The following is a 26,983-nucleotide window of genomic DNA, read 5'->3' as shown; positions in this document are numbered from 1 at the left end:
TTATCTTAGCCACACACAGCCAGAGGAAGTCATGACCACGTCCGCACAACTCTTCGAGCAGGCTTGCCGTCACATCCCCGGCGGTGTGAATTCCCCCGTGCGTGCCTTCAAGGGCATGGAACGCGCGCCGGTCTTCGTGGAACGCGCCCAGGGGGCTTACCTCTACGATGTCGAAGGGCAGCGCTATATCGATTACGTCGGCTCCTGGGGGCCGTTGATCACCGGCCACGCCGATCCCGACGTGCTGGGTGCGGTCCGCAGCCGTCTCGACGATGGCTTGTCTTTCGGCACGCCGACCGCCATCGAGACGCGCATGGCGGAGTTGATCTGCGAGATCATGCCGTCGATCGACATGGTGCGCATGGTCAACTCGGGCACCGAGGCCACCATGTCGGCGATCCGCCTGGCGCGCGGCCATACCGGCCGTGACAAGATCGTCAAGTTCGAGGGCAACTACCACGGGCACTCCGACTCGCTGCTGGTCAAGGCCGGTTCCGGCGCGCTGACCCACGGCGAGCCCAGCTCGCCCGGTGTGCCCGCCTCCCTGGCCGAACACACCGTGACGCTGCCCTACAACGACCTGGACGCGGTACGCGCGTGTTTCGCCGAACTGGGCGACGAGATCGCCGGCATCATCGTCGAACCGGTGGCGGGCAACATGAACTGCATTCCGCCGCAGCCCGACTTCCTCAAGGGATTGCGCGAGATCTGCGATGCGCATGGCAGCGTCTTGATCTTCGACGAGGTAATGACCGGCTTTCGCGTGGCGCTGGGCGGCGCTCAGGCGCATTTCGGCGTCACCCCGGATTTGACCTGCCTGGGCAAGATCGTCGGTGGCGGCATGCCGGTGGGCGCCTTCGGCGGCACGCGCGAGATCATGGAGCAGCTCTCGCCGCTGGGACCGATCTACCAGGCAGGCACGCTGGCCGGCAATCCGCTGGCCATGGCCGCCGGTATCGCGCTGCTGGAGAAGATTCGCCAGCCGGGCTTTCACGACGCGCTCGCCGAACGCGTGGCAACCCTCTGCGACGGCCTGGAAGCCCGTGCTCGGGAGGCCGGTGTCGACCTGATCACGCAACGTGCGGGTGGCATGTTCGGGGTCTTCTTCACCGCCCAGCAACGTGTCGATAATTTCGCGCAAGCGACGGCCTGCAACGCCGATACCTTCCGGCGTTTCTTCCTCGGCATGCTCGAACACGGCGTCTATCTTGCGCCGTCACCGTTCGAGGCGGGCTTCATGTCCAGCGCGCACACGCCCGACGATATCCAGGCCACGCTGGATGCCGCCGAGCAGGTATTGGCGACGCTCGAGAACGCCTGAGGTGGCGGATGAACGGGCAATGGAACGACGGGACGCGGGGGAACGCTCAGTGAGCCAGGCATTGATCGAGGCATTGCGCCAGGGCCGGGGATTCGACCATCCGGTGAGCCGGATCGAGGTGTACGAGACGCATGTTTCATGGGTCATCCTCACGGGGGACTATGCCTACAAGATCAAGAAACCGCTGGATTTCGGCAGCTTTCTGGACTTTTCCACGCTGGAAAAACGGCGCCGGCTCTGCGAGCAGGAGGTGCGTCTCAACCGTCGCCTTGCCCCGGCGTTGTACCTCGACACGGTCGCGATCACCGGCACGCCCGAGGCGCCGAGCCTGGGAGGGAGCGGTACGCCGTTCGAGTACGCGGTCAAGATGCGTCAATTCAGCAATCGTCACTTGTTCAGCACCTTGCAGGCCAGCGGCGAGTTGTCCGAGGAACTGCTCGACGATCTCGTCGCGCAACTGGTGGCCTTCCACGAGGAGGCGCCGCGGGTGAGCGGGGACAGTCAACTGGGCTCGCCGGATACCGTGCGGCGGACCCTGGACCGTGAGTTTCGCTTGATCGAGGCGCGTCTCGAGGGACAGGAGGAACGCGAGCGACTATCGCGTCTCGAGACCTGGAGCCTGGATAGCTTCGCGCGGCTCGAACACGAATTCGAGCGGCGCTGGCGCGAGGGCTACGTGCGCGAAACCCATGGCGATATCCATCTCGGCAACGCGGTGCATTTCGAGGGACGCGCGCTGCTGTTCGACGGGCTGGAGTTCAACGCCGAGCTGCGCTGGAACGATGTCGGCTGCGAGCTGGCATTCTTGTTGATGGATCTCGAGGCACGTGGCGAGCAGGCCTATGCCAACCATGTCCTCAATCGCTATCTGGAACTCTCCGGCGATTACGAACTGGTACGCCTGCTGGCCTATTACAAGCTGTACCGTGCCTTGGTACGCGTCAAGGTGGCGCTCCTGCATTATCACCAGGAGCAGTTGACGCCCGAGGAGCGCGAGGCCGTGCTGGCGGATTACCACTGCTACATGGCCTTGGCCGAGCGCTACAGCGAGTTTCGCTTTCCGTACCTGGTGGTCGGGGTCGGGGTTTCCGGCAGCGGCAAGAGCCGTTTCACCGGCGAGATGGTGCGTCGCCTGGGGGGCGTACGAGTGCGCTCGGATATCGAACGCAAGCGGCTGTATGGCTTCGAGGCCCAGGCCGATACGCGAGCGGGAGGCGATATCTACACGCCCCAGGCGAGCGAGCGTACCTATGCGCGCCTGGCCGAGCTGGCGGGCATCCTGCTGGAGTCGGGTCTGCCTGCCTGCGTCGATGCCACCTGTCTGACACGCGCTCAGCGCGCGCAGCTGTGCTTCGAAGCCGAACGACGCGGGCTGGCCGTGCTGATGGTGAGCTTCGAGGCCGATACCCAGACCTTGCGTGCGCGCATCGAGAAACGGGCCCAGCGCGGCGGCGATCCGTCGGAGGCGGGCCTCGAGGTGCTCGAACGTCAGCTGGCACGCTTCGAGCCTTTCGCCGACGACGAACTGAGTCACCTGGTGCATCTCGATACCACGGCACCGGACGCCAATCTCACGCTGGTGTCGATGATCCAGGAGCGTATTCAGCTTCGCTGAAGTTGAAATCGCGCATGTCATCGCAATGTCGTGTGGCCGACACGCGTTCGTCACATTCTCGCGACATCCTGTCTTCGTCTGTTCAGGGTAACCATGTGCACTCATGGCGTGAGTGAACGATGTGGGTCTCATGACATTGAGCCGCTCTTCGGGAGCGGCTTTTTTTATGCCTGCATGCTCAGTCATACGGGCACGACGACGCATGAAACGCTGCGTTCACGACGTGCGCGCCTTGCGAGCGCTGCGCAACGAGGTCATCGGCGGGGCACCGAGATTCTGGCGTGCCCAGTTCATGGCCTGTATGCGGTTGTGGACCTTGATCTTGCGGAAGATGTTGTAAAGGTGCGACTTGACGGTATGCTCGCTGACGAAGAGTTGATCGGCGATTTCGGTATTGGAGGCACCTGTCCCCAACAGCCCGATGATCTCCAGCTCGCGGTGCGTCAAGCCGCACACCGGGCGATAGGCATTGAGCTGTTGGCGGCGATAGAAATCGATCAGACGCGTCATGAGATTGCGCGACATCCACAGGTCGCCTTCGAGCAGCTTGGCGATGCCCTTGCAGATCAGCAGCAAATTGTCCTGACGATAGAAGACGCCCTGCAGGTGGAGGCTGATCAACAATTCCGCCGCATGCTCGTCGTCACGGAGATTGAAAGCGGCGAGAATCATTTCCGGGCTTTCGCTGGCACGGCTGTTCCACAGGTGCATGCAGTTTTCATCGACGTGGTCGGCATCCAGGAGCACGACGACCTTGCGGTCTGCCGGCGGCACGAAACTTTCCTGCGTGCTCAGCGCGGATACCTGGCAATCGAGTTGCTGGCGGACATAGTCGATGAACAGCTGCGACTGAGGGTTGCAGTCGGTCACCATCAGAACCCTTGCGTTTTCCAAGCTCATGCGAGTTATCCCCGTTGTCATGCGTGTTGTCATGGCGGCTCCCGACTTTCTTATGGCGGGTATCATGCCGAGTTGCCTTCAAGAGTTATCCGGGCCACGTACTTTGTAAATAGACGGTAAGCGCATCTGGTAGAAACGTAATCGAATATCATCCTAATGTTTTTATAACTGAAGTTGATTTCCGAGCGGGATCAATATGTTGCCGATGGGTCTCCCTGGCGCCGATGAGAGTGTGCCGAAGTGGTGCAGAGAAATTTCAGTCATGCCGTTCATTTAGATTAGACGCGATGTGGCACCAAGGTATGAAAAATCTCATCTGTTAATATAAGTTATTGTTTTTTTATGTGTTATTAATTAGCGCCCGAGATGGTTTCCCGACCGGTGGGTTACTCGTAGAATGAGCGTCCGAGTGATAAGGAGAAAGCATGATGGCGGATCAAGACACGCTGGTGTTGGCCAGCGGCAACACCGGCAAGCTGCGTGAATTCCAGAGCCTGCTGGCCCCGCTGGGCCTCGAGGTGCGTCCGCAGCGCGACTTCGCCGTCACCGAGGTCGAGGAAACCGGCCTGACCTTCGTCGAGAATGCCCTGCTCAAGGCGCGCGAAGCGTCTCGAGTGAGCGGTCTGCCCGCCCTGGCCGACGATTCGGGACTCGAGGTCGATGCCTTGCAGGGCGCGCCGGGAATTCGATCGGCCCGCTTCGCGGGTGAGCCCTCCGATGATGCCGCCAACAATCGCAAGCTGCTGGAGGCGCTCAAGGACGTGCCGGAAGGCCAGCGCGGCGCCCGCTTCTGGTGCGTGCTGGTGTATCTGCGGCATGCCGAGGACCCGGTCCCGCGCATCGTGCAATGTGCCTGGGAAGGCGAAGTATTGGCATATCCCCGCGGCGAGGGCGGATTCGGTTACGACTCGCTGTTCTGGGTGCCCGAGCGCGCCATGACCGCCGCAGAGTTGTCCGCCGAGGACAAGAACCGACTCAGCCATCGCGGCCGGGCCATGCAGGCCCTGCTGGCGCAGCTCTCCGCGCCCTCATGAGCATGCCGCTGCCGCCGCTGTCCCTGTATGTGCATGTGCCCTGGTGCGTGCGCAAATGTCCGTATTGCGATTTCAACTCCCATGGCATGGACCCGGACCGGGCGCTCCCCGAGACAGCCTACGTCGAGGCCCTGCTCGCCGACCTGGACGCGGATGCAGCGCTGGCCGACGGCCGTGAGCTGGTGAGCATCTTCGTCGGGGGCGGCACGCCCAGTCTGCTGAGCGGTGATGCGTACCGACACTTGCTGCAAGGGATACGTGCGCGTCTGCCGTTCGCGTCGGATATCGAAATCACTCTGGAAGCCAATCCCGGCACCGTCGAGCATGACCGTTTCGCGGCCTATCGTGAGGCGGGCATCAACCGTCTGTCGCTGGGAGTGCAGAGCTTTCAGGCGCCGCAACTCGAGGTCCTGGGGCGCATCCACAGCGGCGAGGAAGCCGCCCAGGCCATGCAGGACGCACGCCGCGCCGGGTTCGATAACATCAACCTCGACCTCATGCATGGGCTGCCCGGTCAGGATGAGGCGCTGGCGCTGGCGGATATCGACCGTGCCCTGGCGCTGGCCCCCGATCATCTCTCCTGGTACCAGCTGACGCTGGAGCCCAACACGCAGTTCTATTCACGTCCGCCGCGATTGCCCGACGAGGATACGCTGTGCGATATCCAGGAAGCGGGACATGCGCGCATCGAGGCCGCGGGTTATCAACGCTACGAGATTTCCGCCTATGCCAGGCCCGGACGGCAGGCGCGTCACAATCTCAACTACTGGACGTTCGGCGATTACCTGGGCATCGGCGCGGGCGCGCACGGCAAGTTGAGTGCCTGGCAGCTGGACGGTAGTCTAGCCATCGAGCGTCGCTGGAAGGTACGACAGCCACAGGCGTATCTGCGTCGTGCCCAGGATCCGCGTGGTTTCATCGCGGGGCGGCGTGCGCTCGAGGAACAGGAATTGCCGCTGGAATTCTTGATGAACGCGCTGCGCCTCACCCAGGGCGTGCCACGCCGTTACTGGCACGAACGCAGCGGGCTAGCTGATACACTGCTCGACGCGCGGCTCGAGCAGGCGCATGCCAAGGGACTGTTGTGCGATCCCTCGCAACGCCTGCAGGCATCGCCGCATGGGTTGTTGTTCTTGAACGACCTGCTCGCGCTTTGCGACGCAGCGTGACGACGCGCAATCATCGGAACGCACTCACAGGAAAAGGTAAGGAGAAAGGACGCATGCAACGCTCGATATGGATGGCGGTACCGCTGGCCTTGGCAATCGGTGTCACGGGGTGTGCCAGCAACGGGACGCAGACCGGTCAGCAGCAAGGCGATCATGGCAAGACCTTTGGTGGCGCGGGCATCGGGGCCGCCGTGGGCGCGGTGGCCGGGGCATTGACCGGCGACGGCAGCACCAGCCGTCGCGACCGTGCGTTGATCGGGGCCGCGGCGGGCGCCGCCATCGGCGGTGGGGTCGGCGCCTACATGGATGCCCAGGAAGAAAAGCTGCGCAGGGATCTCGATGGAACCGGCATCGGCGTCGATCGCCAGGGCGACAACATCGTCCTCAACATGCCCAGCAGCGTGACCTTCGATGTCGATTCCAGCGCATTGAAGACGCCCGCGCGTCAGGCCCTCAACGATGCCACGGCCGTCATGCGCGAGTACCCCAAGACACGCATCAACGTCGCCGGGTACACCGACAGCACCGGTAGCGCCGATTACAATCAGCGCCTCTCCGAGCGCCGGGCTCAGGCCGTTGCCGACTACCTCGGCCAGGGAGGCATCGCCGCCAACCGCATCAACACGGTTGGCTACGGCGAACGTCAGCCGGTGGCCAGCAACGATACCGAAAGCGGCCGCGCGCAGAATCGGCGTGTCGAAATCACGCTGACGCCGGTCACTCAGCAAGGCTGAATCGGCGTCCTTGCCGCCCCGGGCCCTTGCGCCTCGCCCGGGGCGGCGCGATTTCCCCGTATGGCGGGGAACGGCGTATCATGGTCCCGCCAAGACGTTCGAGAAATGCCATGCTCGCCTATCAGCACGCCTATCACGCCGGCAACTTCGCCGACGTGCACAAGCATTTGACCCTGTTTGCTGTCCTCCAGTACTTGTTACGTAAGTCATCCGCCATTACGTATGTCGATACGCATGCCGGGCGTGGTCTTTACCCTCTCGAAGCCGAGGAAACCCAGCGCCTGCGGGAGTATCGTCAGGGCGCGGCTGCCGTATGGGCGGCACGCGAGGCGCTCGCCGACGATCCGCTGCTCGCGGCGTGGTGCGAGCGGCTCGGCGATGTCCAGTCCGGGGCATCGACGCTCAGCCATTACCCCGGATCCCCCTGGTGGCTGGCGAACGATTGCCGCGAGCAGGATCGCCTGGCGTTGTTCGAGCTGCATCCAGGCGAAGCAACCCATCTCGAGGCACAAGTGCTGCCGCCCCAGGCGCGACGTCAGCATGCGGACGGCCTGGCCGGCATTCGTGCGCTGCTGCCACCCGCCACGCCACGATTCTGCGCACTCATCGATCCCAGCTACGAGCGCAAGCAGGAATACACCGACGTCGCGGCTACTCTGCAAGCCGTCGCCGCCAAGGTGCGTCATGCCATCGTGATGATCTGGTATCCGTTGCTGCCCAGCGGTCGTCATCATGACCTGCTGACGGCCGCTCGGCGCAGCGGCCTCCGCAAGCTATGGCGCAGCGAGCTGACGCTTCACCCGCCCGGCGAAGCCACCCATGGGATGTACGGCAGCGGCATGCTGCTTCTCAACCCTCCCTGGGGCATCGATACGCAATTGAACGCGAGCCTGGCCCGCGTCGCGTCTTGCCTGGGCGATACGGCCTCGCATGCCTCGCAGTGGTGGGTGCCGGAGTGAGATGACATGCCGCACGACCTCGGCCGTTCTCCCCATGGCCGAGGCATGTCGGTGGCGTGAAGCGTTACAGGCCGAGCTTGCCACGCAAGGTCGAGAGGTCCTCGGCCAGCAGGTTCACCGGACCGACGAAGGCACGCCGGTCCTCGTCGCTGACCTGCTCGTAGCTGACGAAACCGGACGTCGGGTCGTCGGCATCCTGCCGATAGTGGGCGAGGGTTTCTTCCACGGCGGCGAAATTTTCTTCAACGCGTTCGACGAAGGCCGGGTCCTCGTCGATCACGAGCGGCTTGAAGAGTTCGAAAATCTTCTGCGAGCCGTCGACGTTGCCCTGGAAGTCCCACAGGTCAGTGTGGCTGTAGCGATCTTCCTCGCCGCTGACCTTGGTCGCGGCCACCTCTTCCATCAACGCGGCGGCACCGCCCACGACGGTCGCTGGCGGAAAGGTCAGCCCCTGCACGCGCGCCTCGAGATCGTTGACATCGGCCATCAGGCGCTTGGCGTAGGGCGCGAAGCCTTGCGTGGTGCGTTGCGCGAACAGGCCGTACTCGAGACGGTGGAAACCGGTGAAGTCGGGATCCTCGACGCCTTTCTCGTAGTCGTCCTCGCGGGCGTCGATGCTGGCGTCCAGGTCGGCGAACAATTCGGCGATGGGCTCGATGCGCTCGTAATAGACCCGTGTCGGCGCGTAGAGGGACTGTGCGCGTGCCAGGTCGCCGGCTTCGACGGCCTGGGTGAAGTCTTGCGTGTGGGTGACGAATCGATCGAGGTTGTCGAGCACATAGAGCTTGTAGTCGGCGACCGGTTCGACCAACGCTTCGGTGGCGACATCGGCCTGGACCGTGCCTTGCAAGGTCATGAGACCAAAGGCACTGGCGGCAAGAAACAGTGAGCGAGGTGACATGCGGTGACTCCTTTGACGAATCGTGGGTGAGGCCGTCCCGGTCGTGGTGATCGACGCCTTCGGGCGCCTGTCGTTGTGATCAAGCATGAGAGGCGGCGGCTTCCAGCAGTCCGCGCCCCAGAAAATCGTTTTCGTCGATGGCGCCGGGCAGAGTGAAGAAGTATCCGCCGCCCACCGGCTTGATGTATTCCTCCAGCGGCTCGCCGTTCAGGCGTTTCTGGACGGTAATGAAGCCGGCCTCCAGATCCGCCTGGTAGACGATGAACAGTAGCCCCATGTCGAGCTGACCGTTGGCTTCGACAGCGTTGGAGTAGTTGAACGGCCGGCGCAGAATGCGGTGTTTCTCGAAGCCTGGCGTACGTGGATTGGCCAGACGGATATGCGCGTCCAGAGGGGTGACCTGGCCGTCCGGATCGTCGGAGTAGTCGGGGATATCGTACTCGGTGCCACCGGCCAGCGGAGCGCCGCTATCCTTGCGCCGCCCGAAAATGGCTTCCTGCTCGGCCAGTGGCGCGCGGTCCCAGCGTTCGACGAAATTGCGGATCAGACGCACGACCTGATAGCTGCCACCCCGGGTCCAGGCAGGCTCCTCGCTGTCGTGGCCTGTCCAGACCAGCGCATCCATCAGGGCCGTGTCCGCGGTGTCGGGGTTGGCGGTGCCGTCGCGAAAGCCCAGATAGTTGCGCGCGCTGGGCGTGGGGCCAGTGTCGCTGGGGGGCATGACCGGCACCGTGCCTTCCTGCTTCCAGCGCACCATCAGGCCTCCCGGGGTGTGCTTGAGGATGTCGCGCAGGGCATGCACGGTCGTGTCGTGCGTATGGGCGCAGATCTGCAACGACATGTCGCCATGGCAGCGCGATGGGTCGAGAGCGTCGTTGGGGAAGCCGGTCATGCGCTGCAGGTGCCTCGGCTTGACGTCGGCCAGGCCGAAGCGCGCATCGAACAGCGAGGCGCCGAGGGAGACGGTGACGGTCAGGCCATCCGGCGCGATGGTGGGACCGAGAATGCCGGAATCCGCCGGCGGATAACGTGGATCGCCCTGGGGATAGGTGCCGCCTCGGGTGAGAAAGGCGATGCGCTCGGTGAGTGTGCGCAGCAATTGCTCGAGCCCGTCGCGATCCCGCGCCAGCACGTCGCAGGCGACGATCATGCCATTGGCCGGGCGCGGCGTGAGAATGCCTTGCTGATGAGTGCCATGAAAAGGATAGGCGTCGGTCGTGGCGGTACTGGTCGGCGCACTCGTCACCTCATGGCCGGTGTCTGGCATATCGTCGGCCGGACAGGACCTGGCCCAGGCCGACGTACTCAAGCCGGCCATGGCAATACCGGTTCCGGTGGCGCCGAGGCCTTGCAGGAAACGCCGCCGATCCAGTGAGAATGGGCAGCGCGGCATGTTATCGGAACGATCACTCATGTCGATTAAACCGTGATGAAGCCAAGGGAATGCACGTCAGCCCTGCAGGGCCAGCGTGTGATTGATCTCGCTCAGGGTTCGTGACAGCGCCCGGGTCTCGGTCAGCAACGCGTCGCGATCGACGGCGGTGCCGGACTCGGGGAGCGTCGTTTTCAGCGCGGCGAGCTCGCTGGTGAGCCGCGAGAGTGTCTGGGGATCGCGTGATTCGAGGAGCGGGCCGAGCAGTGATGCGATCTTGTCGGCGCCCTGAAGCAGACCACGCAGATCGAGCAGCTCGCGGGCGTCCAGCGGCGCCTGATCGATGCTGTGGTCGTGCCAGGCGGCCAGGACGCGAGCACTGCCACTGGCCAGTTGCGCGGGCGGGATCGACTGGTGTCGCCAGCGTTCGGCGAGGGTGCGGACATCGTCGCGCAACTGGGCGGAAACCGGCGCGAGCCCTGCGGTGGTGGACGCCTCGAACAACCCTTGTGCCAGGCGTTGAAAGCCGACGAAGTTCGGGTCCTCGTCCCGCTGAGCGAAATACTCGGCGCGGGCGTTGAGGCGCTGGTCGAGATCGCTGAACAGGCCGGTGGCCATCGCCAGACGCTGGTCGATCAGGCGTGCCCGTGCGTAGGCATCACGGGCTGCCGCCAGGTCGCCATCCTCAATGGCCTGGTGCAAGGTATCGGCGGCGTCGATGAGGCGACGACTCTGCAGTGTCAGATAGACCTTGTATTCGGCGAGGGCGCCCAGGAAGTCCTTGTGCGACAAAGGGGAGGCCGGTGACGCATCATCGGCGGCGGCCACGTGAAGCGTGCCACGCGGATTGCTCAGCAGGCCGCAGGTCATGCGGTAGTCGCCTGCTGGCAGGCGCACGGTCAGCGGCTGCCGGAGTCCGGGTGCGATGTTCTCGCGCTCCGCGATCACCATCACGCCGTCGAGGATCTCCCATTCGATGGCGCGCTCGGAGCGATTGACCACCGTAAAGGTCGTCTCGCCGGCCGAGACGTCGAGGGCGTTGGGTTCGCAGCCGGCATCGGTGATCACGACGCGTGGGCCTGCGATCGTGTCGTCATGCGGTTCCAGGGACATCACGAAAACGCCCAGCGCAGCGAACATCGACATGGCCGAGACCAGTACGCCGAATTTCAGGAAGCGCGGCGGCGGCAATGGCGCGGGGCTCATGACGGTTCTCCATGCGATGCGCGATGGGCGGCGGGAGAGCTCCGGCGAGCACGCTGGAAGAAGATCCCCAGTGTCACCAGCAGATAGCCGCCATAAACCACCGCTTCGCCGAGCGTGGGCGCCGGCTGATACCCGAGGATGCCCGACAGGATCGCGCCGAGCGGTGAGTCCAGCGGCAGCCACTCATTGAGATCGAATACCCGTTGCTGGGCATGATTCCACCAGCCTGCCTCATGCAGGGCCCTGACCGAGCCGGCCAGCAGCCCGGCGGCCACCAGCAACATGAAAACGCCCGTGAGCCGGAAGAAATGCGCGAGGTCGAGGCGCAGACTGCCACGATAGAGGGCCAGCCCCACCGCCACCGAGGTGACGATACCCAGCAACGCCCCCAGCGGTGCGGACCGGTCGGTACTTTGCTGAAATACCGCGAGTAGGAAGAATACGGACTCCAGGCCTTCGCGGGCCACGGCCAGAAAGACCATGCCGATCAACGCCAGGGTATGGCGGCGGCCGGTGAAGGCGTCCTCGAGTGCGCCGGTCAGTGTCCGCCGCATGTTGCGGGCGGCGCGACGCATCCAGAAGACCATCCAGGTCAGCACGCCCACGGCAATCAGCCCCACGAAGGCTTCGAACAGCTCTTGCTGACGTTGCGGGAACGCTGCGCTTGCGAACTGCAGGCCGGCCCCTGTCGCCAGTGCCAGGGCGGCAGCGAGAAATATGCCGATCCACACGGCGGGCATCCAGGCACCGCGCCCGGTATGGCGAAGATAACCGGCGATAATGCCGACGATCAGGGCGGCTTCGAGCCCCTCGCGCAGCATGATGAGAAAGGGGACGAGCATGTCGCGGGTCCTGGCAAGCTGTTTGAACGGAATCCATAACGAAGAAAAATGAGATTCGTTATCGTTTATAGCTTACGCCGACCCCCGGAGAGTGGCAAGCCAATTCCAGTATCGATTCATTCTTGCTGATGGAAGCAGGACCGGCGAAGACCAGGCGGCGATGCCGGGCGGGCACCGCGCGGTATCATTTCCCGATGCAGAAACTGCCGAAGATCTCGCCGAGCAGGTCATCGGCGGTGAACTCGCCGGTGATCTCGGACAGCGCCTGCTGTGCGTCGCGCAGGTCCTCGGCGAGCAGCTCGCCGGCGCCATGGCCGCGTAGCTGGGCGATGCCGTTGTCGAGGGCGTCGCCGGCGCGATCCAGGGCATCGAGATGTCGACGGCGGGCCGAGAAGCGTCCTTCGGTGGTGGCGTCGAAGCCCATCACCGCCTTGAGATGCTCCTTCAGGTTATCCACACCCAGACCGGTCTTGGCGGAGAGCCGCACGATCGGAGGGGATGTGGATAAGTCGCTTTGCTCGGTTTCGCCGCTCTCGTCGATCTTGTTGCGCACCAGGGTGAGGCGCTCGGGATGCGGCAGGCGCGCGACGAATTCGGGCCAGAGTTGCATCGGGTCGGTCTGTGTCGTGGTCGTCGCATCGACCAGCAGCAGCACCCGATCGGCCTTCTCGATTTCCTCCCAGGCACGCGCCACGCCGATCTTTTCGATGGCATCCGGCGTATCGCGCAAGCCGGCGGTATCGATGACGTGCAGCGGCATGCCGTCGATGTGGATATATTCGCGCAGCACGTCCCGAGTGGTGCCCTCGATATCGGTGACGATGGCGCTGTCGCGCTCGGTCAAGGCGTTGAGCAGGCTCGACTTGCCGGCATTCGGACGTCCGGCGATGACCACGTTCATGCCCTCGCGCATCAATGCCCCTTGGCCGGCGGCGGCGCGCACCTCGCCAAGCGTCTCCTGGGCACCCTGAAGCATCGCGGCCACCTTGCCATCGGCGAGAAAGTCGATCTCCTCCTCGGGAAAGTCGATGGCGGCTTCGACGAACATCCGCAGCTCGATCAGCTTGTCGACGAGTGCCGAGACCCGCGTCGAGAACTCGCCCTGCAGCGAACGCAGGGCATTTTCGGCGGCAGCTCGGGAGCTGGCGTCGATCAAGTCGGCGATTGCCTCGGCCTGGGCCAGATCGAGCTTGTCGTTGAGAAAGGCGCGTTCCGAGAATTCGCCGGGGCGTGCCAGGCGCGCGCCGAGGGCGACGCAGCGCGCGAGCAGCAGGTCCATGATCACCGGCCCGCCATGGCCCTGCAGCTCGAGCACGTCCTCACCGGTAAAGGAATGAGGGCCGGGAAAGAACAGGGCGATGCCTTCGTCGAGCACCTGCGCGTCGGCATCGTAGAAGGGGCCGTAGTGGGCGTGGCGTGGTGCCGGGCAGTGGCCGAGGATGCGTTCCGCGAGGTCACGGCTGGCCGGGCCCGAGAGGCGTATGATGCCCACGCCGCCGCGCCCCGGGGGCGTGGCGATCGCGGCGATGGTGTCTTGTCGATAAAGAGGCGTGGCGGTCATGAGATTCTCCGACTCCGTGCCGGCATTTTCCCGGTGATGGGCCAAAAACGCCAGACCCCCGCGAAAGCGGGGGTCTGGACACGGGAAACGAGGCGAGCGTCAGCTCTTGGCTTTACTCGTTTTTCCCGACTCGCCATCGGCTTCGATCTTGCGCGTGATGATCCACTGCTGAAGGATCGAGATGACGTTGTTGCAGATCCAGTAGATGACCAGGCCTGCCGGGAACCACAGGAAGAAGAACGTGAAGACCACGGGCAGCATCTTCATGATCTTCGCCTGCATCGGGTCCGGCGGCGTGGGATTCAACAACTGCTGCACGAACATCGAGGCACCCATGATGATCGGCAGGATGAAGTAGGGATCCTGTGCCGAGAGATCGTTGATCCACAGAATGAAGGGCGCGTGGCGCAACTCCACGGATTCCAGCAACATCCAGTACAGCGCGATGAATACCGGCATCTGCACGACGATGGGCAGACAGCCCCCCAGAGGATTGATCTTCTCCTTCTGGTAGAACTTCATCATCTCCTGGGACATCTTCTGCCGGTCGTCGCCGTACTGTTCCTTGATGCGCTTCATCTCCGGGCCCATCTTGCGCATCTTGGCCATCGACTTGTACGCCTTGGCGGACAGCGGGAACAGCACGATCTTGACGATGACCGTGAGCAGCACGATCGACCAGCCCCAGTTGCCGATCAGGCTATGGATTTTCGCCAGCAGCCAGAACAGCGGATTGGCGATGAACCACAGCCAGCCGAAGTCGACGGTCAGCTCCAGATGAGGGGCGATGGCCTCCAGACGATCCTGGATCTTCGGCCCCATGTAGAGCGTCGCGGCCATGCGGGTCGTTTCGCCGGGGGCGATCTGCTGCGAAGGACCGGCAAACGCGGCCACATTGCGATCGCGTGAATCGATGTTGGCGTAGTAAAGGTTTTCCTGGTTCTGCTCCGGCACCCACGCCGAGGTGAAGTAGTGCTGGATCATGGCGACCCAACCACCCTCGGATTCGACGTTGTTGAATTCGCCGTCGCGAATGTCCTCGAAGCTGATCTTCTCGTAGTTGCTTTCTTGCGTGGAGAAGGTCGCCCCCAGGAAGGACTTCATGCCCATGGAGACGCCCTGGCTGGGATCATCGCTGTCATCCCGCGCCAGCTGACCGATGAAGCGTGCCGACACCGGCGTCTGGCTCTCGTTGTCGAGCCGATATTCGACATGGACCGCGTATGCATTGCGATCGAAGACGAAACGCTTGATGACGTTCACGCCGTTGACCTCAGCCTTGAGGTCGACGGTCAGGCTGTCCTGATCCTCGCCGAGGGTGTACTCCGTCTGCTCGGGGGTATAGGTAATGCGCCCTTCGTGCCCCTCGAGCTGCAGGCCCGACTTGGCGACATAGCTGCGTACGTTGTTGTCGCTGAGAAGCACGAACGGCTGATCACTGTCCAGAGACGCCTTGTGCTTGGGCAACGCGGCGTACACCACATCGCCGCCGCGCGGATCGATGCGCAGGTCCAGTACGTCGGTACGCACCTGGATGAGGCCGTTGGCGTCGGTCTGGGAGTTCTCGCCGGGCATGCCGGCACTGTCTGGCGATGCGTTATTGCCGGCGTTGGAAGCCGAAGGCGCCGACAAGCCTTCACTGGCGTCATCGCTATCGGCGGTACCTTGCGCCACGCTGGTGGGAGCGCTGTGTTCGACATTGTTCTGCCCGTAATCAGCGTTCCACTGAATGACCAGCAGATAGGCGAGCACCGCGAGCGGGATGACGAGTAAGAGTCGTTTTACGTCCATAAGGATTCTGCCCGGTGAAACATTCTGACGACACATCCCCACCGGCGGAGCGCACACGGCGGGCGTGGCGGGAAAGGCCGATCAAGGGGATGGGGTGGACGCGACCGACTGCTTGCGAACGTCTTTTTCCAGGCGCCGCCACATGCCGTGCAGTTGGCGATGCAGGGTAGCATTGTCCAGTGCATCAACTCCGCGACGAGCGAGAACGATGATGTCCACGGCGGGGAGACGATGTGACTGGAGGCGAAAGGATTCACGGACGAGGCGTTTCAGACGGTTACGGTCGACGGCACGGCGCACGTTCTTCTTGCTGAATACGAATCCCACCCGCGGGTAGCCGAGAGCGTTGGGGCGCGCAAGCACCAGAAGGCCCTTGCCGTGCACCTTGAAGGACGCATGAGCGAAGACGTGCTGATAGTCCCCGGCGGTAAGCAGACGCTGTCGCCGGGGAAAGCCCTGATCGGACATTCGTTGCTCAATCAGGCGCTCAGACGCTTGCGGCCCTTGGCGCGACGGCGAGCCAGCACCTGGCGGCCGTTCTTGGTGGCCATGCGAGCACGGAAACCGTGCACGCGCTTGCGCTTTAGAACGCTCGGCTGAAAAGTGCGTTTCATAGCTGCGAATTCTCACGTGGTTGTTTGGAAACGGTTGAAACTGAAGAGCCCGGCACGTTGGCACCAGGCGGTATTCGGCTCAAGACCGGCAATTCTAGTGAATCCCCAGGGCAGGTGCAATTTTTCTGGCGCTTTTATCCACACCTGTTTTTGCGACGGCCCTCGCCGGGGGAGCGCGATCCGTCTCGAGACTCGAAGGTATGGGGACATCATCATGTGCTGAAGAGAAGGGGGCTTTCCACCGTCCAACAGCCACTTCCATTACTACAGGTTTGTTTTCTACTGATGTTGTTATTAATGGTGGGGACAAATTTTGTGGATAACCCAAAAAAAGATCAGAATGTCATGTAGTTGGCGTGTTCCTCTTTGTGTGGGGAAGTTGCGGGTGTCCCGTGGGAAAGCTGTCGATGTCGTTGTGGGTAACACGTCGTCTGTCCACAGGCATGCTGGCGTCCCCGATGTGTGGACAATCTGTCCCCGTGGTTGGCGGCCCGGTTTTCCACAGGAAAAGAGAGCGGGGATCCATGTGGATAACCTCGGTCTCGAACGCTACAATACTCGGCCATTCATCAACGCTAGGTGAGGTCGTGTGTCGGTCGCTCTCTGGCAGCAATGCCTCAACTTTCTTCAGGACGAACTGAGTTCACAGCAGTTCAACACCTGGATTCGCCCACTGCAGGCGGAAGACGGTGACGCCAACGAGCTGTGTCTTCTGGCGCCCAACCGCTTCGTGCGTGACTGGGTCAACGATAAATACCTGAAGCGCATCAACGAGCTGCTGCGGGACTTGGCATCCGGTAAGCCGCCCAAGGTGCAGCTGACGGTGGGGAGTCGCCGCAACGTGGCGATGTCGTCGCCGCGTGACCTGGGCGCGCCGGTGTCGGCGACGACGATGAATGCCTCGCGCCCGACCGAGGCGCCGGCGGTGCATGCTGCTCCGCGTGCCAAGGGGGACTACGCCGACGAGCAGGAAATCGATCGCCTTCGCGAACGCGAGGAAACGCCGCGGCGCGGTGGTGGCGAGCGCCAGGTCCAGGTGGAGGGGAGTCTCAAGCACCAGAGCGGTCTCAACCCCAATTTCACCTTCGAGACATTCGTCGAGGGCAAGTCCAACCAGCTTGCGCGTGCCGCGTCGCGGCAGGTCGCCGAGAACCCCGGTGGTGCCTACAACCCCTTGTTCCTGTACGGTGGGGTCGGTTTGGGGAAGACGCACCTGATGCATGCCGTCGGCAACCATCTGGCGGGGCAGCGCGAGAACGCCAAGGTCGTCTACCTGCATTCGGAGCGTTTCGTCGCCGACATGGTCAAGGCGCTACAGCTCAACGCCATCAACGACTTCAAGCGTTTCTATCGCAGCGTGGATGCCCTGCTGATCGACGACATTCAGTTCTTCGCCGGCAAGGAGCGTTCGCAGGAAGAATTCTTCCACACGTTCAATGCGCTGCTCGAGGGCGGCCAGCAGATGATCCTGACCTCGGATCGTTATCCCAAGGAAATCAGCGGGGTGGAGGAACGTCTCAAGTCGCGCTTCGGCTGGGGACTGACGGTCGCCATCGAGCCGCCGGAGCTGGAAACGCGCGTGGCGATCCTGATGAAGAAGGCCGACCAGGCCAAGGTCGATCTCCCGCACGATGCCGCCTTCTTCATTGCCCAGAAGATTCGTTCCAACGTGCGCGAATTGGAAGGGGCGCTGAAGAAGGTGATTGCCGACTCGCATTTCATGGGCAAGCCGATCACCCAGGATTTCATTCGCGAGTCGCTCAAGGACCTGCTGGCTCTGCAGGACAAGCAGGTCGGCGTCGACAACATCCAGCGCACGGTGGCGGAGTATTATAAGATCAAGCTGGCCGATCTTCTCTCCAAGCGTCGTTCGCGCTCGGTCGCGCGGCCGCGTCAGGTGGCCATGGCGCTGGCCAAGGAATTGACCAATCACAGCTTGCCCGAGATCGGTGATGCCTTCGGTGGGCGCGACCACACCACGGTGCTGCATGCCTGTCGCAAGGTGCAGACACTCAAGGAAGAAAGCGCGGATATCCGCGAGGACTACAAGAACCTGCTGCGGCTGCTGACCAGTTGAGCATGGCGGCCCGAATATTCCCTTGGACCCCAGGACGAGAGTGGAGCCCATGAGATTTACCATCACCCGCGAAGCCCTATTGCGCCCGCTATCGCTGGTCGCTGGCGTCGTCGAGCGTCGTCAGACCCTGCCGGTGCTGTCCAACGTGCTGCTCCAGGTGCAGGATTCGCAGCTGGCATTGACCGGTACGGATCTCGAGGTCGAGTTGATCGGCCGCACCACGCCGCATCACGTCGATGAACCGGGCTCTGCCACGGTACCGGCGCGCAAGCTGATGGACATTTGCAAGTCGCTGCCCGAGCAGACCGACATCACCTTCACGCTCGAGGAAGGACGGGCGATCCTGCGTGCCGGGCGTTCGCGTTTCACCTTGTCCACGCTGCCCGTGGCGGAGTTCCCGAATATCGAGGGAAGTCAAAGCGATACCACGCTGACACTGGCGCGTGGCACGCTCAAGCATCTGATCGATGCGACGTCCTTCGCCATGGCGCAGCAGGATGTCCGCTACTACCTGAACGGCATGCTGCTCGAGTTCGGCCACCATCTGGTGCGTACGGTCGCCACCGACGGCCACCGCCTGGCGGTCTGCGCGCGCAGCGCGGACGTCGAGGTCGAGCCGTCGCAAAAGCTGATCGTGCCTCGCAAGGGGATTCTCGAGCTGGCGCGCCTGCTGGACGGCAGCGACGAGCCGGTGGAACTCACCATCGGCGGTACGCACCTGCGCGCCCAGACCGGTGATTTCACCTTCACCTCGAAGCTGGTCGACGGCAAGTTCCCGGATTACGATCGCGTCATTCCGCGCGGGGGCGACAAGGTCGTCATCGCCGAGCGTGGCGAGCTGCGCCAGGTGCTGTCGCGCACCGCGATTCTCTCCAACGAGAAATATCGCGGAGTGCGACTCAACCTCGAGGAGAACAACCTGCGGGTGACGGCGAACAACCCCGAGCAGGAGGAGGCCGAGGAGAACGTGGCCATCGAGTACGATGGGGGCGCGCTGGAAGTCGGTTTCAACGTGGGGTACCTCGTCGATGTGCTCGGCGTGCTGGACGCCGATCGTGTGCAGATGACGCTTTCCGATCCCAACAGCAGTGCACTGCTGGAGGAACCGGGCGGCGGCGATGCCATGTACGTGGTCATGCCGATGCGCCTCTGATCGCCTTGTCCGTCCCTTCACGCGGCTCCGTCCCGGGCGCCTCGTCGGCTCCCTCGCCGATGTCACGCCGGGACGGCGCGCTCTCTTGATGTCCTCGTATGCCCCTCGAACGCCTTAATTTCCTGGGCCTGCGCAATCTGGCGGCGCTCGACATGCGCCCCGGGCCGGGGATCAATCTGATCACCGGGGCCAACGGCAGCGGCAAGACCAGCTTGCTGGAAGGCATGCATGTGCTGGGAATGGCACGTTCCTTTCGAACCCAGAAGCTCAAGCATGCGATCGCGCATGATGCCGATGCCGTCACCCTGCATGGACGCGTCGCCGGCGATCCACCGGTCGCGCTGGGCGTACGCCGTGCACGCGATGCCTCCGAGCTCGAGATTCGCCTCGACGGCGAGCGCGGCGTTCGTGTGGCGCGTCTTGCCGAGGCGCTTCCGCTGCAGCTGATCAACCCTGATGCCTTTCGTCTGCTGGAAGGCTCGCCGGCGGCACGGCGAGAGTTTCTCGATTGGGGCGTGTTTCACGTGAAACACGAGTTTTTCGAGGCATGGCGGCGAGTGCGACGTGCGCTGAAACATCGGAATGCCCTGCTCAGGCATGATAGAATTGATGCACGTTCGATGCGCGTATGGGAGCAGGAACTCGCGCATTGGAGCGAGCTTCTGGACGCCCTGCGCAGCGAGTACATGGCGCAATTCGCCAAGGCATTCGAAGATACATTGCATGAGTTGCTGCCGCTTTCCGGCTTGTCGCTTCGCTACTATCGCGGTTGGGACAAGCAGCGTGGTCTGCTGGAGGTGCTCGAAGGCGGTCGGGACACCGACCGACAGATGGGGTTCACCCAGCAAGGGCCGCAACGCGCCGATTTGCGCTTGCGCATCGGCAAGCGTGCTGCCGTGGAGGAGTTGTCTCGCGGTCAGCAAAAGCTGGTGGTGAGTGCACTGAAATTGGCCCAGGGGCGCTTGCTCGATGAACTGACGGGGCGCACCTGCGTTTATCTGATCGATGACCTGCCCGCCGAGCTGGACGTTACGCATCGGCGGATTTTCTGTCATTGGCTGGAGCGCTTGCGCTGTCAGGTCTTTATTACCAGCGTCGAGCGCGAGGCGCTCGCGAATGCATGGCAGTCGGAAACGGATGTCGCGATGTTTCACGTGGAACACGGGCGACTGCTCACGGAATGACTTCACGACGGAGTAGGCAATGAGCGAACAAGCTTACGACTCATCGAGCATCAAGGTCCTCAAGGGACTGGATGCGGTACGCAAGCGCCCCGGCATGTACATCGGCGATACCGATGACGGCACGGGCCTGCATCACATGGTCTTCGAACTGGTGGACAACTCCATCGACGAAGCGCTCGCGGGGCATTGCAGCGAAATTCGCGTGGTGATCCATCCCGATGAGTCCATCACCGTCAGTGACAACGGGCGCGGTATCCCCACCGATATTCACTCGGAAGAGGGCGTTTCGGCAGCAGAGGTCATCATGACGGTGCTGCACGCCGGCGGCAAGTTCGACGACAACTCCTACAAGGTCTCCGGTGGGCTGCACGGGGTCGGCGTCTCCGTCGTCAACGCGCTCTCCGAGGAGCTCAAGCTGACCGTCTGGCGGGCCGGACAGGTCTACGAGCAGATCTACCATCACGGCGTTCCCGATTCACCGTTGGACGTGGTGGGCAAGACCGAGAAGAGTGGCACGCAGGTCAACTTCAAGCCCTCGACCGAGACGTTCGCCAACATCGAGTTTCACTACGACATCCTGGCCAAGCGTCTGCGCGAGCTGTCGTTCCTCAATTCCGGTGTGGCGATCCGCTTGATCGACGAGCGTTCCGGCGCCGAGGAGCTGTTCCACTACGAGGGCGGCCTGCGGGCGTTCGTCGATCACCTCAACACCAACAAGACGGCGTTGAACCAGATCTTCCACTTCGAGACCCAGCGTGACGACGGGATTGCCGTCGAGGTCGCGATGCAGTGGAACGACACGTTCTCCGAGAACATCTTCTGCTACACCAACAACATTCCCCAGCACGATGGCGGCACCCACCTGGCCGGCTTCCGGGCTGCGCTGACGCGGACGCTCAATCACTACATCGAAAGCGAAGGCTTGTTGAAGAAGGCGAAGGTGAACACCTCCGGCGATGATGCGCGCGAAGGGCTGACGGCCATCGTCTCGGTGAAGGTGCCGGACCCGAAGTTTTCCTCGCAGACCAAGGACAAGCTGGTCTCCTCCGAGGTCAAGACGGCGGTCGAGCAGGAGATGGGGCGCCAGTTCTCGGACTACCTCGTCGAGCGGCCCAACGAAGCCAAGGCCATCGTCAACAAGATGCTCGATGCGGCGCGGGCACGCGAAGCGGCACGCAAGGCACGCGACATGACGCGTCGCAAGGGGGCTCTGGATATCGCCGGGTTGCCCGGCAAGCTGGCCGACTGCCAGGAAAAGGATCCCAGCCTTTCCGAACTCTACCTGGTCGAGGGCGACTCGGCAGGCGGCAGTGCCAAGCAGGGCCGCGACCGTCGTACCCAGGCGATCCTGCCGCTCAAGGGCAAGATCCTGAACGTCGAGAAGGCGCGCTTCGACAAGATGCTTTCCTCGGCGGAGGTCGGCACGCTGATCACGGCGCTTGGCTGCGGGATCGGGCGCGAGGAGTTCAATCCCGACAAGCTGCGCTATCATTCGATCATCATCATGACCGACGCCGACGTCGACGGCTCGCACATCCGCACGCTGCTGCTTACGTTCTTCTTCCGTCAGATGCCCGAGCTGATCGAGCGGGGACATGTCTTCATCGCCCAGCCGCCGCTTTACAAGATCAAGCGTGGCAAGCAGGAGACGTACCTCAAGGACGAACAGGCGCTGACCGACTATCTGACGACCACGGCTCTGGATGGCGCTCGCCTTTACGTGAACGCCAACGCGCCGGGCATCGCCGGTGAGCAGCTGGAAAACCTGGTCAGCCAGTATCGCGATGTCATGCGGCGCATCGACCGGCTCTCGCGCGTCTATCCCAACCTGGTGCTGCGCAAGATCGTGCATACCGCCAAGCTTGAGAATGAAAGCCTCAAGGACCGCGTGACCATGCAGAACTGGATCGACCATCTGCAGGCGGAGATGGACAGCATCATCGCCTACGAGGGTGGCCCGCGTTACACCTTCCAGTTGCAGGAAGACACCGAACGAGGCTTGTTCCTGCCCAGCGTAGCCTTGACCGCACATGGCGTGACCACCGATTACGTCTGGGGCGTCGATTTCTTCCGCAGTGCCGATTATCACGCCATGACGGCACTCGGCGAGACGCTGGATGGCTTGCTCGAGGAAAGTGCCTATGTCGCGCGTGGCGAGCGTCAGCGCTCGGTGGGCACGTTCTACGAAGCCCTCGACTGGCTGATGAGTGAAGCCCAGCGTGGCCTGAGCGTACAGCGCTACAAGGGACTCGGCGAGATGAACCCCGAGCAGTTGTGGGAAACCACCATGGATCCCCAGTCTCGGCGGATGCTGCGTGTATCCATCGAGGATGCCGTGGCGTCTGACATGATGTTCAATACCCTGATGGGCGATGAAGTCGAACCGCGTCGTGACTTCATCGAACGCAATGCCCTGGTCGCCAATCTGGATATCTGATGTTTCACGTGAAACATCGTCGCTAGGCTGAGTCCAGTGCGGCGAGTAACAGCGGTATGAGAAGAGGCCGGCGACGTCACGTTGCCGGCCTTTTTTGTACCAGGTGAGGGCAGATCCCCAGGCCGACTCAAGCGTCGTCGGGGATCAGCCAGCGCGAGAAAGATGCCAGGTCGTCGAAAATGCGCACGTTCTCCAGGCCTTGGCCCTTTTGCTCCGTGCGGACGCCCTTGCCCGTGCGAACCAGTGCCGCATGACATCCTGCTGCCTGTCCCGCCTGCAGATCGCGGAGGCTATCGCCGACCATCCAGCTGCCTTCCAGCGTGGACAGGCCCAAGGCTTGCTGAACCTGCTGCAATAGCCCAGGCAAGGGCTTGCGGCAATCGCAGCCGTCATCGGGACCGTGCGGGCAATACGCGATATGCGCGATTTCGCCGCCGGCACGAGATACCTGATGCCGAAGTTCTTCGTGCATGGCATCGAGGGTGGCCGTGTCGAAGTAACCTCGGGCGATGCCCGATTGATTGGTGGCGATCGCCACGGTCCAGCCGTGTTGCGTGAGATACGCGATGGCCTCGATCGCCTGAGGATAGGCAATCCACTCCTCGAGGGATTTGATGTAGGCATCGCTGTCTTGGTTGATGACGCCGTCACGGTCGAGAATCACGAGCTTGGGAGGTAAGGGCACGGGCGCTCCGGTTGCAGCCAGTCGGGTAGAGCAGTGTAGGGCCGTGTTTCACGTGAAACAATGCTGAGCGCATCAGGCCAGCGGGCAGCGGAAAGAGGGAAGAGGGAAGGGAGACTGCCACGGCGTCATATCGCTTCTGGTCACTATGTGATGTCATGTTTCACGTGAAACATTCTGTCGGGCGTGGACATGCCGTAACGACACTTCGCGAACTAAGCCGGGGCGGCGACAAAGTTGGAAGAGACGACGGGCAGGCAGGTTCGGTGGTGTGCGGCGTTTCACGTGAAACAAAAAAGGGTGGCCAGAGGCCACCCTTTCTCGTTCGTCGCCCGTGCGATCACTGCTGCAATTGGGCGATATCGGCGACCTCGAGGAACAGCGACTGCAAGCTGGCCAGCAGCGCGAGACGATTGCGGCGCACCGCCTCGTCCTCGGCCATGACCATCACGTCGTCGAAGAAGGCATCGACGGGGCCGCGAAGCTGAGCCAGTACATCCAGCGCCTCGGCATAGCGAGCGGCGTCGAGCAGCGGGCGAACCGACTGATGGCATTGTTCCAGCGCCGTGCTCAACGTCGTCTCGGCCTCGGCCTGTAGCAGGCCGGTATCCACCGAGGTGGAGCCGTCATGCTGCTGCTTGGACAGGATGTTGGACACCCGCTTGTTGGCCGCCGCCAGTGCCACGGCTTCCTCGCGCTGGCTGAAGGCATGCACGGCGCGGATCCGGCGTGCAAAGTCGAGCGGCCGCGTGACCGGGCGGGCGCGCACGGCCAGGTACACTTCGACGGCAATGCCTTCGTCCTGGGTCCAGGCACGGAAACGGTCGAGCATGTAGTCGAGGACGTCATCGACCAGTCCCTCGGCCTTCGGCAGGTCGCCATGCTGGGCTGCGGCCAGTTCGAGAAGCTCGCGAAGATCGAGGTCGAGCTCGGCCTTGACCAGGATGTTGAGCACCCCGATGGCGGCACGCCGTAGCGCGAAAGGATCCTTGGTGCCACTGGGGCGCTGACCGATCCCGAAGATGCCCGTCAGTGTGTCGAGCCGGTCGGCAAGCGCCAGGGCGAGCCCGGCGGGCGTGGCCGGTACGTCATCGCTGGCGAAGCGTGGCAAGTACTGCTCGTGCAGCGCCTGGGCCACTTCCTCGGGTTCGCCGTCCTGGCGCGCATAGTAGGTCCCCATGATGCCCTGGAGCTCGGGAAACTCCAGCACCATCTCGGTGACCAGGTCGCACTTGGCGAGCTGGGCGGCGCGCGAGGCGTGGTCGGCATCGCCACCGATCCGGGAGGCGATGAAGGAGCTTATGGCCTCGATGCGCTGCGCCTTGTCGGCCAGCGTGCCCAGCGACTGCTGGAATACCACGCTCTCGAGGGCGCTGCGCCGTGACGCCAGCGACTGCTTGCGGTCGGTGTCGTAGAAGAAGGCGGCGTCGGCCAGACGTGGACGAATGACCTTCTCGTTGCCTTCGATGACCTGCTGAGGGTCGCGGCTTTCGATATTGGAGACGGTGATGAACAGCGGCTTGAGGGTGCCCTGTGCATCGAGCAGGTGGAAGTACTTCTGATTGGCCTTCATCGACGAGATCAGGCATTCGGCAGGCACGTCGAGGAAGCGCTCGTCGAAGCTGCCGGTCAGGGCGACGGGCCATTCGACCAGTCCGCTGACTTCGTCGAGCAGGTCCTCGTCGATGACCGCCGTGGCCTCGTTGACTTCCGCCTCGGCGAGTACCTGTTCGCGGATGCGCTCGCGTCGACGTTGCATGTCGGCCAGCACGTAAGCGTTTTCCAGTGCGTCCAGGTAGTCGTCGGCGTGGGCCAGGTCAATGGCGTCGGGTGCATGGAAGCGGTGCCCGCGGGTGGTGCGTCCGGCCTCCAGGCCGAGCACCGTTGCCGGTACGACATCGGCGCCGTAGAGCATGACCAGCCAGTGTACCGGCCGCGAGAACTCGGTGCGCGAGGCGCCCCAGCGCATGTTCTTGGGCACCGGCAGCGCCTGGACCGCGCGCTCGACGATGGCCGGCAGCAGGGCCGTGGTGGCCTCGCCGCTTTCCTGATAGCGATAACCCAGCCAGGTTCCCTTGTCGGTCTCCAGGTGGATCAGGTCATCGACCGTGACACCGCAGGAGCGCGCAAAGCCCTCGGCGGCCTTGGTTGGCTGGCCATCCTTGAAAGCGGCAGCCAGGGCGGGGCCGCGGCGTTCGATGTCGCGGTCGGGCTGCTTGTCGTCGAGACCTTCGACCCTGACGGCCAGACGGCGCGGCGTGGCGTAGGCATGGGCACTCGCGAACGCCACGTCGGCGTCGGCGAGGCCCTTGGCGATGCCATCGCGCAATGCCAGCGCGAGGGGTTCGATGGCGCTCGGTGGCAGTTCTTCGGCGCCCAATTCGACCAGTAGGGGGGTGGATGCCATGCTTACGCGTCTCCCTCGTTGCTTTCCTGGCTCGGCAGTTCCTGATTCAGCAATTCCTGACGTAGGGTCTCCGAGGCCATGGGGAACCCGGCTGCCTTGCGCGATTCGAAGTAGGCGTGGGCGACGTCACGGGCCATGGTCCGCACACGCAGGATGTAACGTTGACGCTCGGTCACCGAAATGGCGTGCCGGGCGTCGAGCAGATTGAACGTGTGCGACGCCTTCAGCACTTGCTCATAGGCCGGCAGCGGCAGGCCGGCATCGAGCAGCTTCCGGCATTCGCCCTCGCAGTGATCGAAGGCACCGAACAGATAATCGACGTCGGCGTGCTCGAAATTGTAGGCCGACTGTTCGCGCTCGTTCTGCAGATAGACATCGCCATAGCTGACCGACGAACCATCGGGGGCGTAGGTCCACACCAGGTCGTAGACGCTATCGACGTCCTGCAGGTACATGGCGATACGTTCCAGGCCATACGTCAGCTCGCCGGTGACCGGGTAGCATTCGATGCCCCCGGCCTGCTGGAAGTAGGTGAACTGCGTCACCTCCATGCCGTTGAGCCAGACTTCCCAGCCTAGCCCCCAAGCCCCTAGGGTGGGAGACTCCCAGTTGTCCTCGACGAAGCGAATGTCATGGACCTGCGGGTCGATGCCGAGACGCTCGAGCGATCCCAGATAAAGCGCCTGAAGCGCCTGCGGGGAGGGCTTCATCACCACCTGGAACTGGTAATAGTGTTGCAGGCGATTGGGGTTCTCGCCGTAGCGACCGTCGGTGGGGCGGCGCGATGGCTGCACGTAGGCGGCGTTCCAGGTTTCGGGGCCGATGGAGCGCAGGAAAGTCGCGGGATGAAAAGTGCCGGCTCCGACTTCCATGTCCAGGGGTTGCAGGATCACGCAGCCCTGTTCGGCCCAGTACTGCTGCAGGGCGAGGATCAGGCCCTGGAAGGTTTTCACGTCTGGCGTCGACTGTGTCATTGGTGAAGTACCGTTGGCCCATGAATTCACGAACCGCCAAGTATACAATT

General features: G+C 63.1%; 22 protein-coding genes. 10 read left to right on the top strand and 12 right to left on the bottom strand.

The window, feature by feature from the left end; translation table 11 throughout:
* Positions 1–31: 31 nt before the first annotated feature.
* Together hemL and ABGX75_RS02205 are read left to right on the top strand one after the other, a co-directional pair.
* The gene (gene hemL / locus ABGX75_RS02210) at positions 32–1,321 is read left to right on the top strand and encodes a glutamate-1-semialdehyde 2,1-aminomutase (RefSeq protein ID WP_287124507.1); all 1,290 of its coding nucleotides are present in this window, start codon (positions 32–34) and stop codon (positions 1,319–1,321) included.
* Between the two features lie 19 nt (positions 1,322–1,340).
* Positions 1,341–2,936 (top strand): bifunctional aminoglycoside phosphotransferase/ATP-binding protein, encoded by a 1,596-nt coding sequence (locus ABGX75_RS02205; RefSeq protein ID WP_218781736.1) that lies wholly within the window; start codon positions 1,341–1,343, stop codon positions 2,934–2,936.
* A 216-nt stretch (positions 2,937–3,152) separates the two neighbouring features.
* Here ABGX75_RS02205 and ABGX75_RS02200 read toward each other — a convergent pair whose 3' ends face one another.
* A complete protein-coding gene (locus ABGX75_RS02200; RefSeq protein ID WP_035414086.1) occupies positions 3,153–3,836 on the bottom strand; it encodes a LuxR C-terminal-related transcriptional regulator in 684 nt (227 codons plus the stop codon).
* A 428-nt stretch (positions 3,837–4,264) separates the two neighbouring features.
* On the opposite strand from ABGX75_RS02200, the gene rdgB reads away from it, so the two are divergent.
* From rdgB to rlmJ, 4 genes are all read left to right on the top strand, one after another.
* Complete coding sequence (gene rdgB / locus ABGX75_RS02195; protein WP_011508597.1) at positions 4,265–4,870, top strand: RdgB/HAM1 family non-canonical purine NTP pyrophosphatase; 606 nt, start codon at positions 4,265–4,267, stop codon at positions 4,868–4,870.
* Entirely contained in the window at positions 4,867–6,039 is a 1,173-nt protein-coding gene (gene hemW / locus ABGX75_RS02190) for a radical SAM family heme chaperone HemW (RefSeq protein ID WP_347410820.1), read from the top strand. Before rdgB ends, hemW begins: the two co-directional genes overlap by 4 nt.
* Positions 6,040–6,092: 53 nt before the next feature.
* On the top strand, positions 6,093–6,773 hold the full coding sequence (locus ABGX75_RS02185) for an OmpA family protein (RefSeq protein WP_011508599.1): 681 nt from the start codon (positions 6,093–6,095) through the stop codon (positions 6,771–6,773).
* Positions 6,774–6,883: 110 nt separating this feature from the next.
* A complete protein-coding gene (rlmJ, locus tag ABGX75_RS02180) occupies positions 6,884–7,732 on the top strand; it encodes a 23S rRNA (adenine(2030)-N(6))-methyltransferase RlmJ (protein WP_179152407.1) in 849 nt (282 codons plus the stop codon).
* 64 nt (positions 7,733–7,796) lie between these two features.
* On the opposite strand, the gene efeO (ABGX75_RS02175) is transcribed toward rlmJ, so the two are convergent.
* From efeO (ABGX75_RS02175) to rpmH, 8 genes are all read right to left on the bottom strand, one after another.
* Positions 7,797–8,633 carry an iron uptake system protein EfeO gene (efeO, locus tag ABGX75_RS02175; protein ID WP_287124504.1) on the bottom strand — a complete coding sequence of 279 codons (837 nt, stop codon included), beginning with the start codon at positions 8,631–8,633 and terminating at the stop codon, positions 7,797–7,799.
* A gap of 79 nt (positions 8,634–8,712) precedes the next feature.
* Positions 8,713–10,047 carry an iron uptake transporter deferrochelatase/peroxidase subunit gene (gene efeB / locus ABGX75_RS02170; protein WP_347410821.1) on the bottom strand — a complete coding sequence of 445 codons (1,335 nt, stop codon included), beginning with the start codon at positions 10,045–10,047 and terminating at the stop codon, positions 8,713–8,715.
* A 36-nt stretch (positions 10,048–10,083) separates the two neighbouring features.
* Complete coding sequence (efeO, locus tag ABGX75_RS02165; RefSeq protein WP_347410822.1) at positions 10,084–11,211, bottom strand: iron uptake system protein EfeO; 1,128 nt, start codon at positions 11,209–11,211, stop codon at positions 10,084–10,086.
* Entirely contained in the window at positions 11,208–12,053 is an 846-nt protein-coding gene (efeU, locus tag ABGX75_RS02160; protein ID WP_347410823.1) for an iron uptake transporter permease EfeU, read from the bottom strand. Before efeU ends, efeO (ABGX75_RS02165) begins: the two co-directional genes overlap by 4 nt.
* 184 nt (positions 12,054–12,237) lie before the next feature.
* Positions 12,238–13,614, bottom strand: a complete 1,377-nt coding sequence (gene mnmE / locus ABGX75_RS02155; RefSeq protein ID WP_011508605.1) for a tRNA uridine-5-carboxymethylaminomethyl(34) synthesis GTPase MnmE — start codon at positions 13,612–13,614, stop codon at positions 12,238–12,240.
* A 99-nt stretch (positions 13,615–13,713) separates the two neighbouring features.
* Entirely contained in the window at positions 13,714–15,405 is a 1,692-nt protein-coding gene (yidC, locus tag ABGX75_RS02150) for a membrane protein insertase YidC (RefSeq protein WP_301968692.1), read from the bottom strand.
* An 81-nt stretch (positions 15,406–15,486) separates the two neighbouring features.
* On the bottom strand, positions 15,487–15,873 hold the full coding sequence (rnpA, locus tag ABGX75_RS02145) for a ribonuclease P protein component (RefSeq protein ID WP_011508607.1): 387 nt from the start codon (positions 15,871–15,873) through the stop codon (positions 15,487–15,489).
* Positions 15,874–15,884: 11 nt separating this feature from the next.
* The gene (gene rpmH, locus ABGX75_RS02140; protein ID WP_011508608.1) at positions 15,885–16,019 is read right to left on the bottom strand and encodes a 50S ribosomal protein L34; all 135 of its coding nucleotides are present in this window, start codon (positions 16,017–16,019) and stop codon (positions 15,885–15,887) included.
* 589 nt (positions 16,020–16,608) lie between these two features.
* On the opposite strand from rpmH, the gene dnaA reads away from it, so the two are divergent.
* The 4 genes from dnaA (at position 16,609) to gyrB (ending at position 22,870) form a co-directional block, all read left to right on the top strand.
* A complete protein-coding gene (gene dnaA / locus ABGX75_RS02135) occupies positions 16,609–18,096 on the top strand; it encodes a chromosomal replication initiator protein DnaA (protein WP_011505312.1) in 1,488 nt (495 codons plus the stop codon).
* 49 nt (positions 18,097–18,145) lie between these two features.
* Positions 18,146–19,249 carry a DNA polymerase III subunit beta gene (gene dnaN / locus ABGX75_RS02130; RefSeq protein WP_011505313.1) on the top strand — a complete coding sequence of 368 codons (1,104 nt, stop codon included), beginning with the start codon at positions 18,146–18,148 and terminating at the stop codon, positions 19,247–19,249.
* Between the two features lie 98 nt (positions 19,250–19,347).
* Positions 19,348–20,433, top strand: coding sequence for a DNA replication/repair protein RecF (gene recF / locus ABGX75_RS02125; RefSeq protein WP_011505314.1), 1,086 nt, complete (start codon positions 19,348–19,350; stop codon positions 20,431–20,433).
* 19 nt (positions 20,434–20,452) lie between these two features.
* Positions 20,453–22,870, top strand: coding sequence for a DNA topoisomerase (ATP-hydrolyzing) subunit B (gene gyrB, locus ABGX75_RS02120; RefSeq protein WP_011505315.1), 2,418 nt, complete (start codon positions 20,453–20,455; stop codon positions 22,868–22,870).
* A 127-nt stretch (positions 22,871–22,997) separates the two neighbouring features.
* Here the strand turns inward: gyrB and gmhB are convergent, their stop codons facing one another.
* The 3 genes from gmhB to glyQ form a co-directional block, all read right to left on the bottom strand.
* Positions 22,998–23,555, bottom strand: a complete 558-nt coding sequence (gene gmhB / locus ABGX75_RS02115) for a D-glycero-beta-D-manno-heptose 1,7-bisphosphate 7-phosphatase (protein WP_301968691.1) — start codon at positions 23,553–23,555, stop codon at positions 22,998–23,000.
* A gap of 337 nt (positions 23,556–23,892) precedes the next feature.
* On the bottom strand, positions 23,893–25,959 hold the full coding sequence (gene glyS / locus ABGX75_RS02110; protein ID WP_035414069.1) for a glycine--tRNA ligase subunit beta: 2,067 nt from the start codon (positions 25,957–25,959) through the stop codon (positions 23,893–23,895).
* Between the two features lie 2 nt (positions 25,960–25,961).
* Positions 25,962–26,933, bottom strand: a complete 972-nt coding sequence (gene glyQ, locus ABGX75_RS02105) for a glycine--tRNA ligase subunit alpha (RefSeq protein WP_011505318.1) — start codon at positions 26,931–26,933, stop codon at positions 25,962–25,964.
* Between the last annotated feature and the right edge of the window lie 50 nt (positions 26,934–26,983).

Origin of the sequence: Chromohalobacter sp., assembly GCF_039830575.1 — a bacterium.
In the GTDB taxonomy this organism is placed as follows: domain Bacteria; phylum Pseudomonadota; class Gammaproteobacteria; order Pseudomonadales; family Halomonadaceae; genus Chromohalobacter; species Chromohalobacter israelensis.
This window is presented reverse-complemented; position numbering and strand designations above follow the sequence as displayed.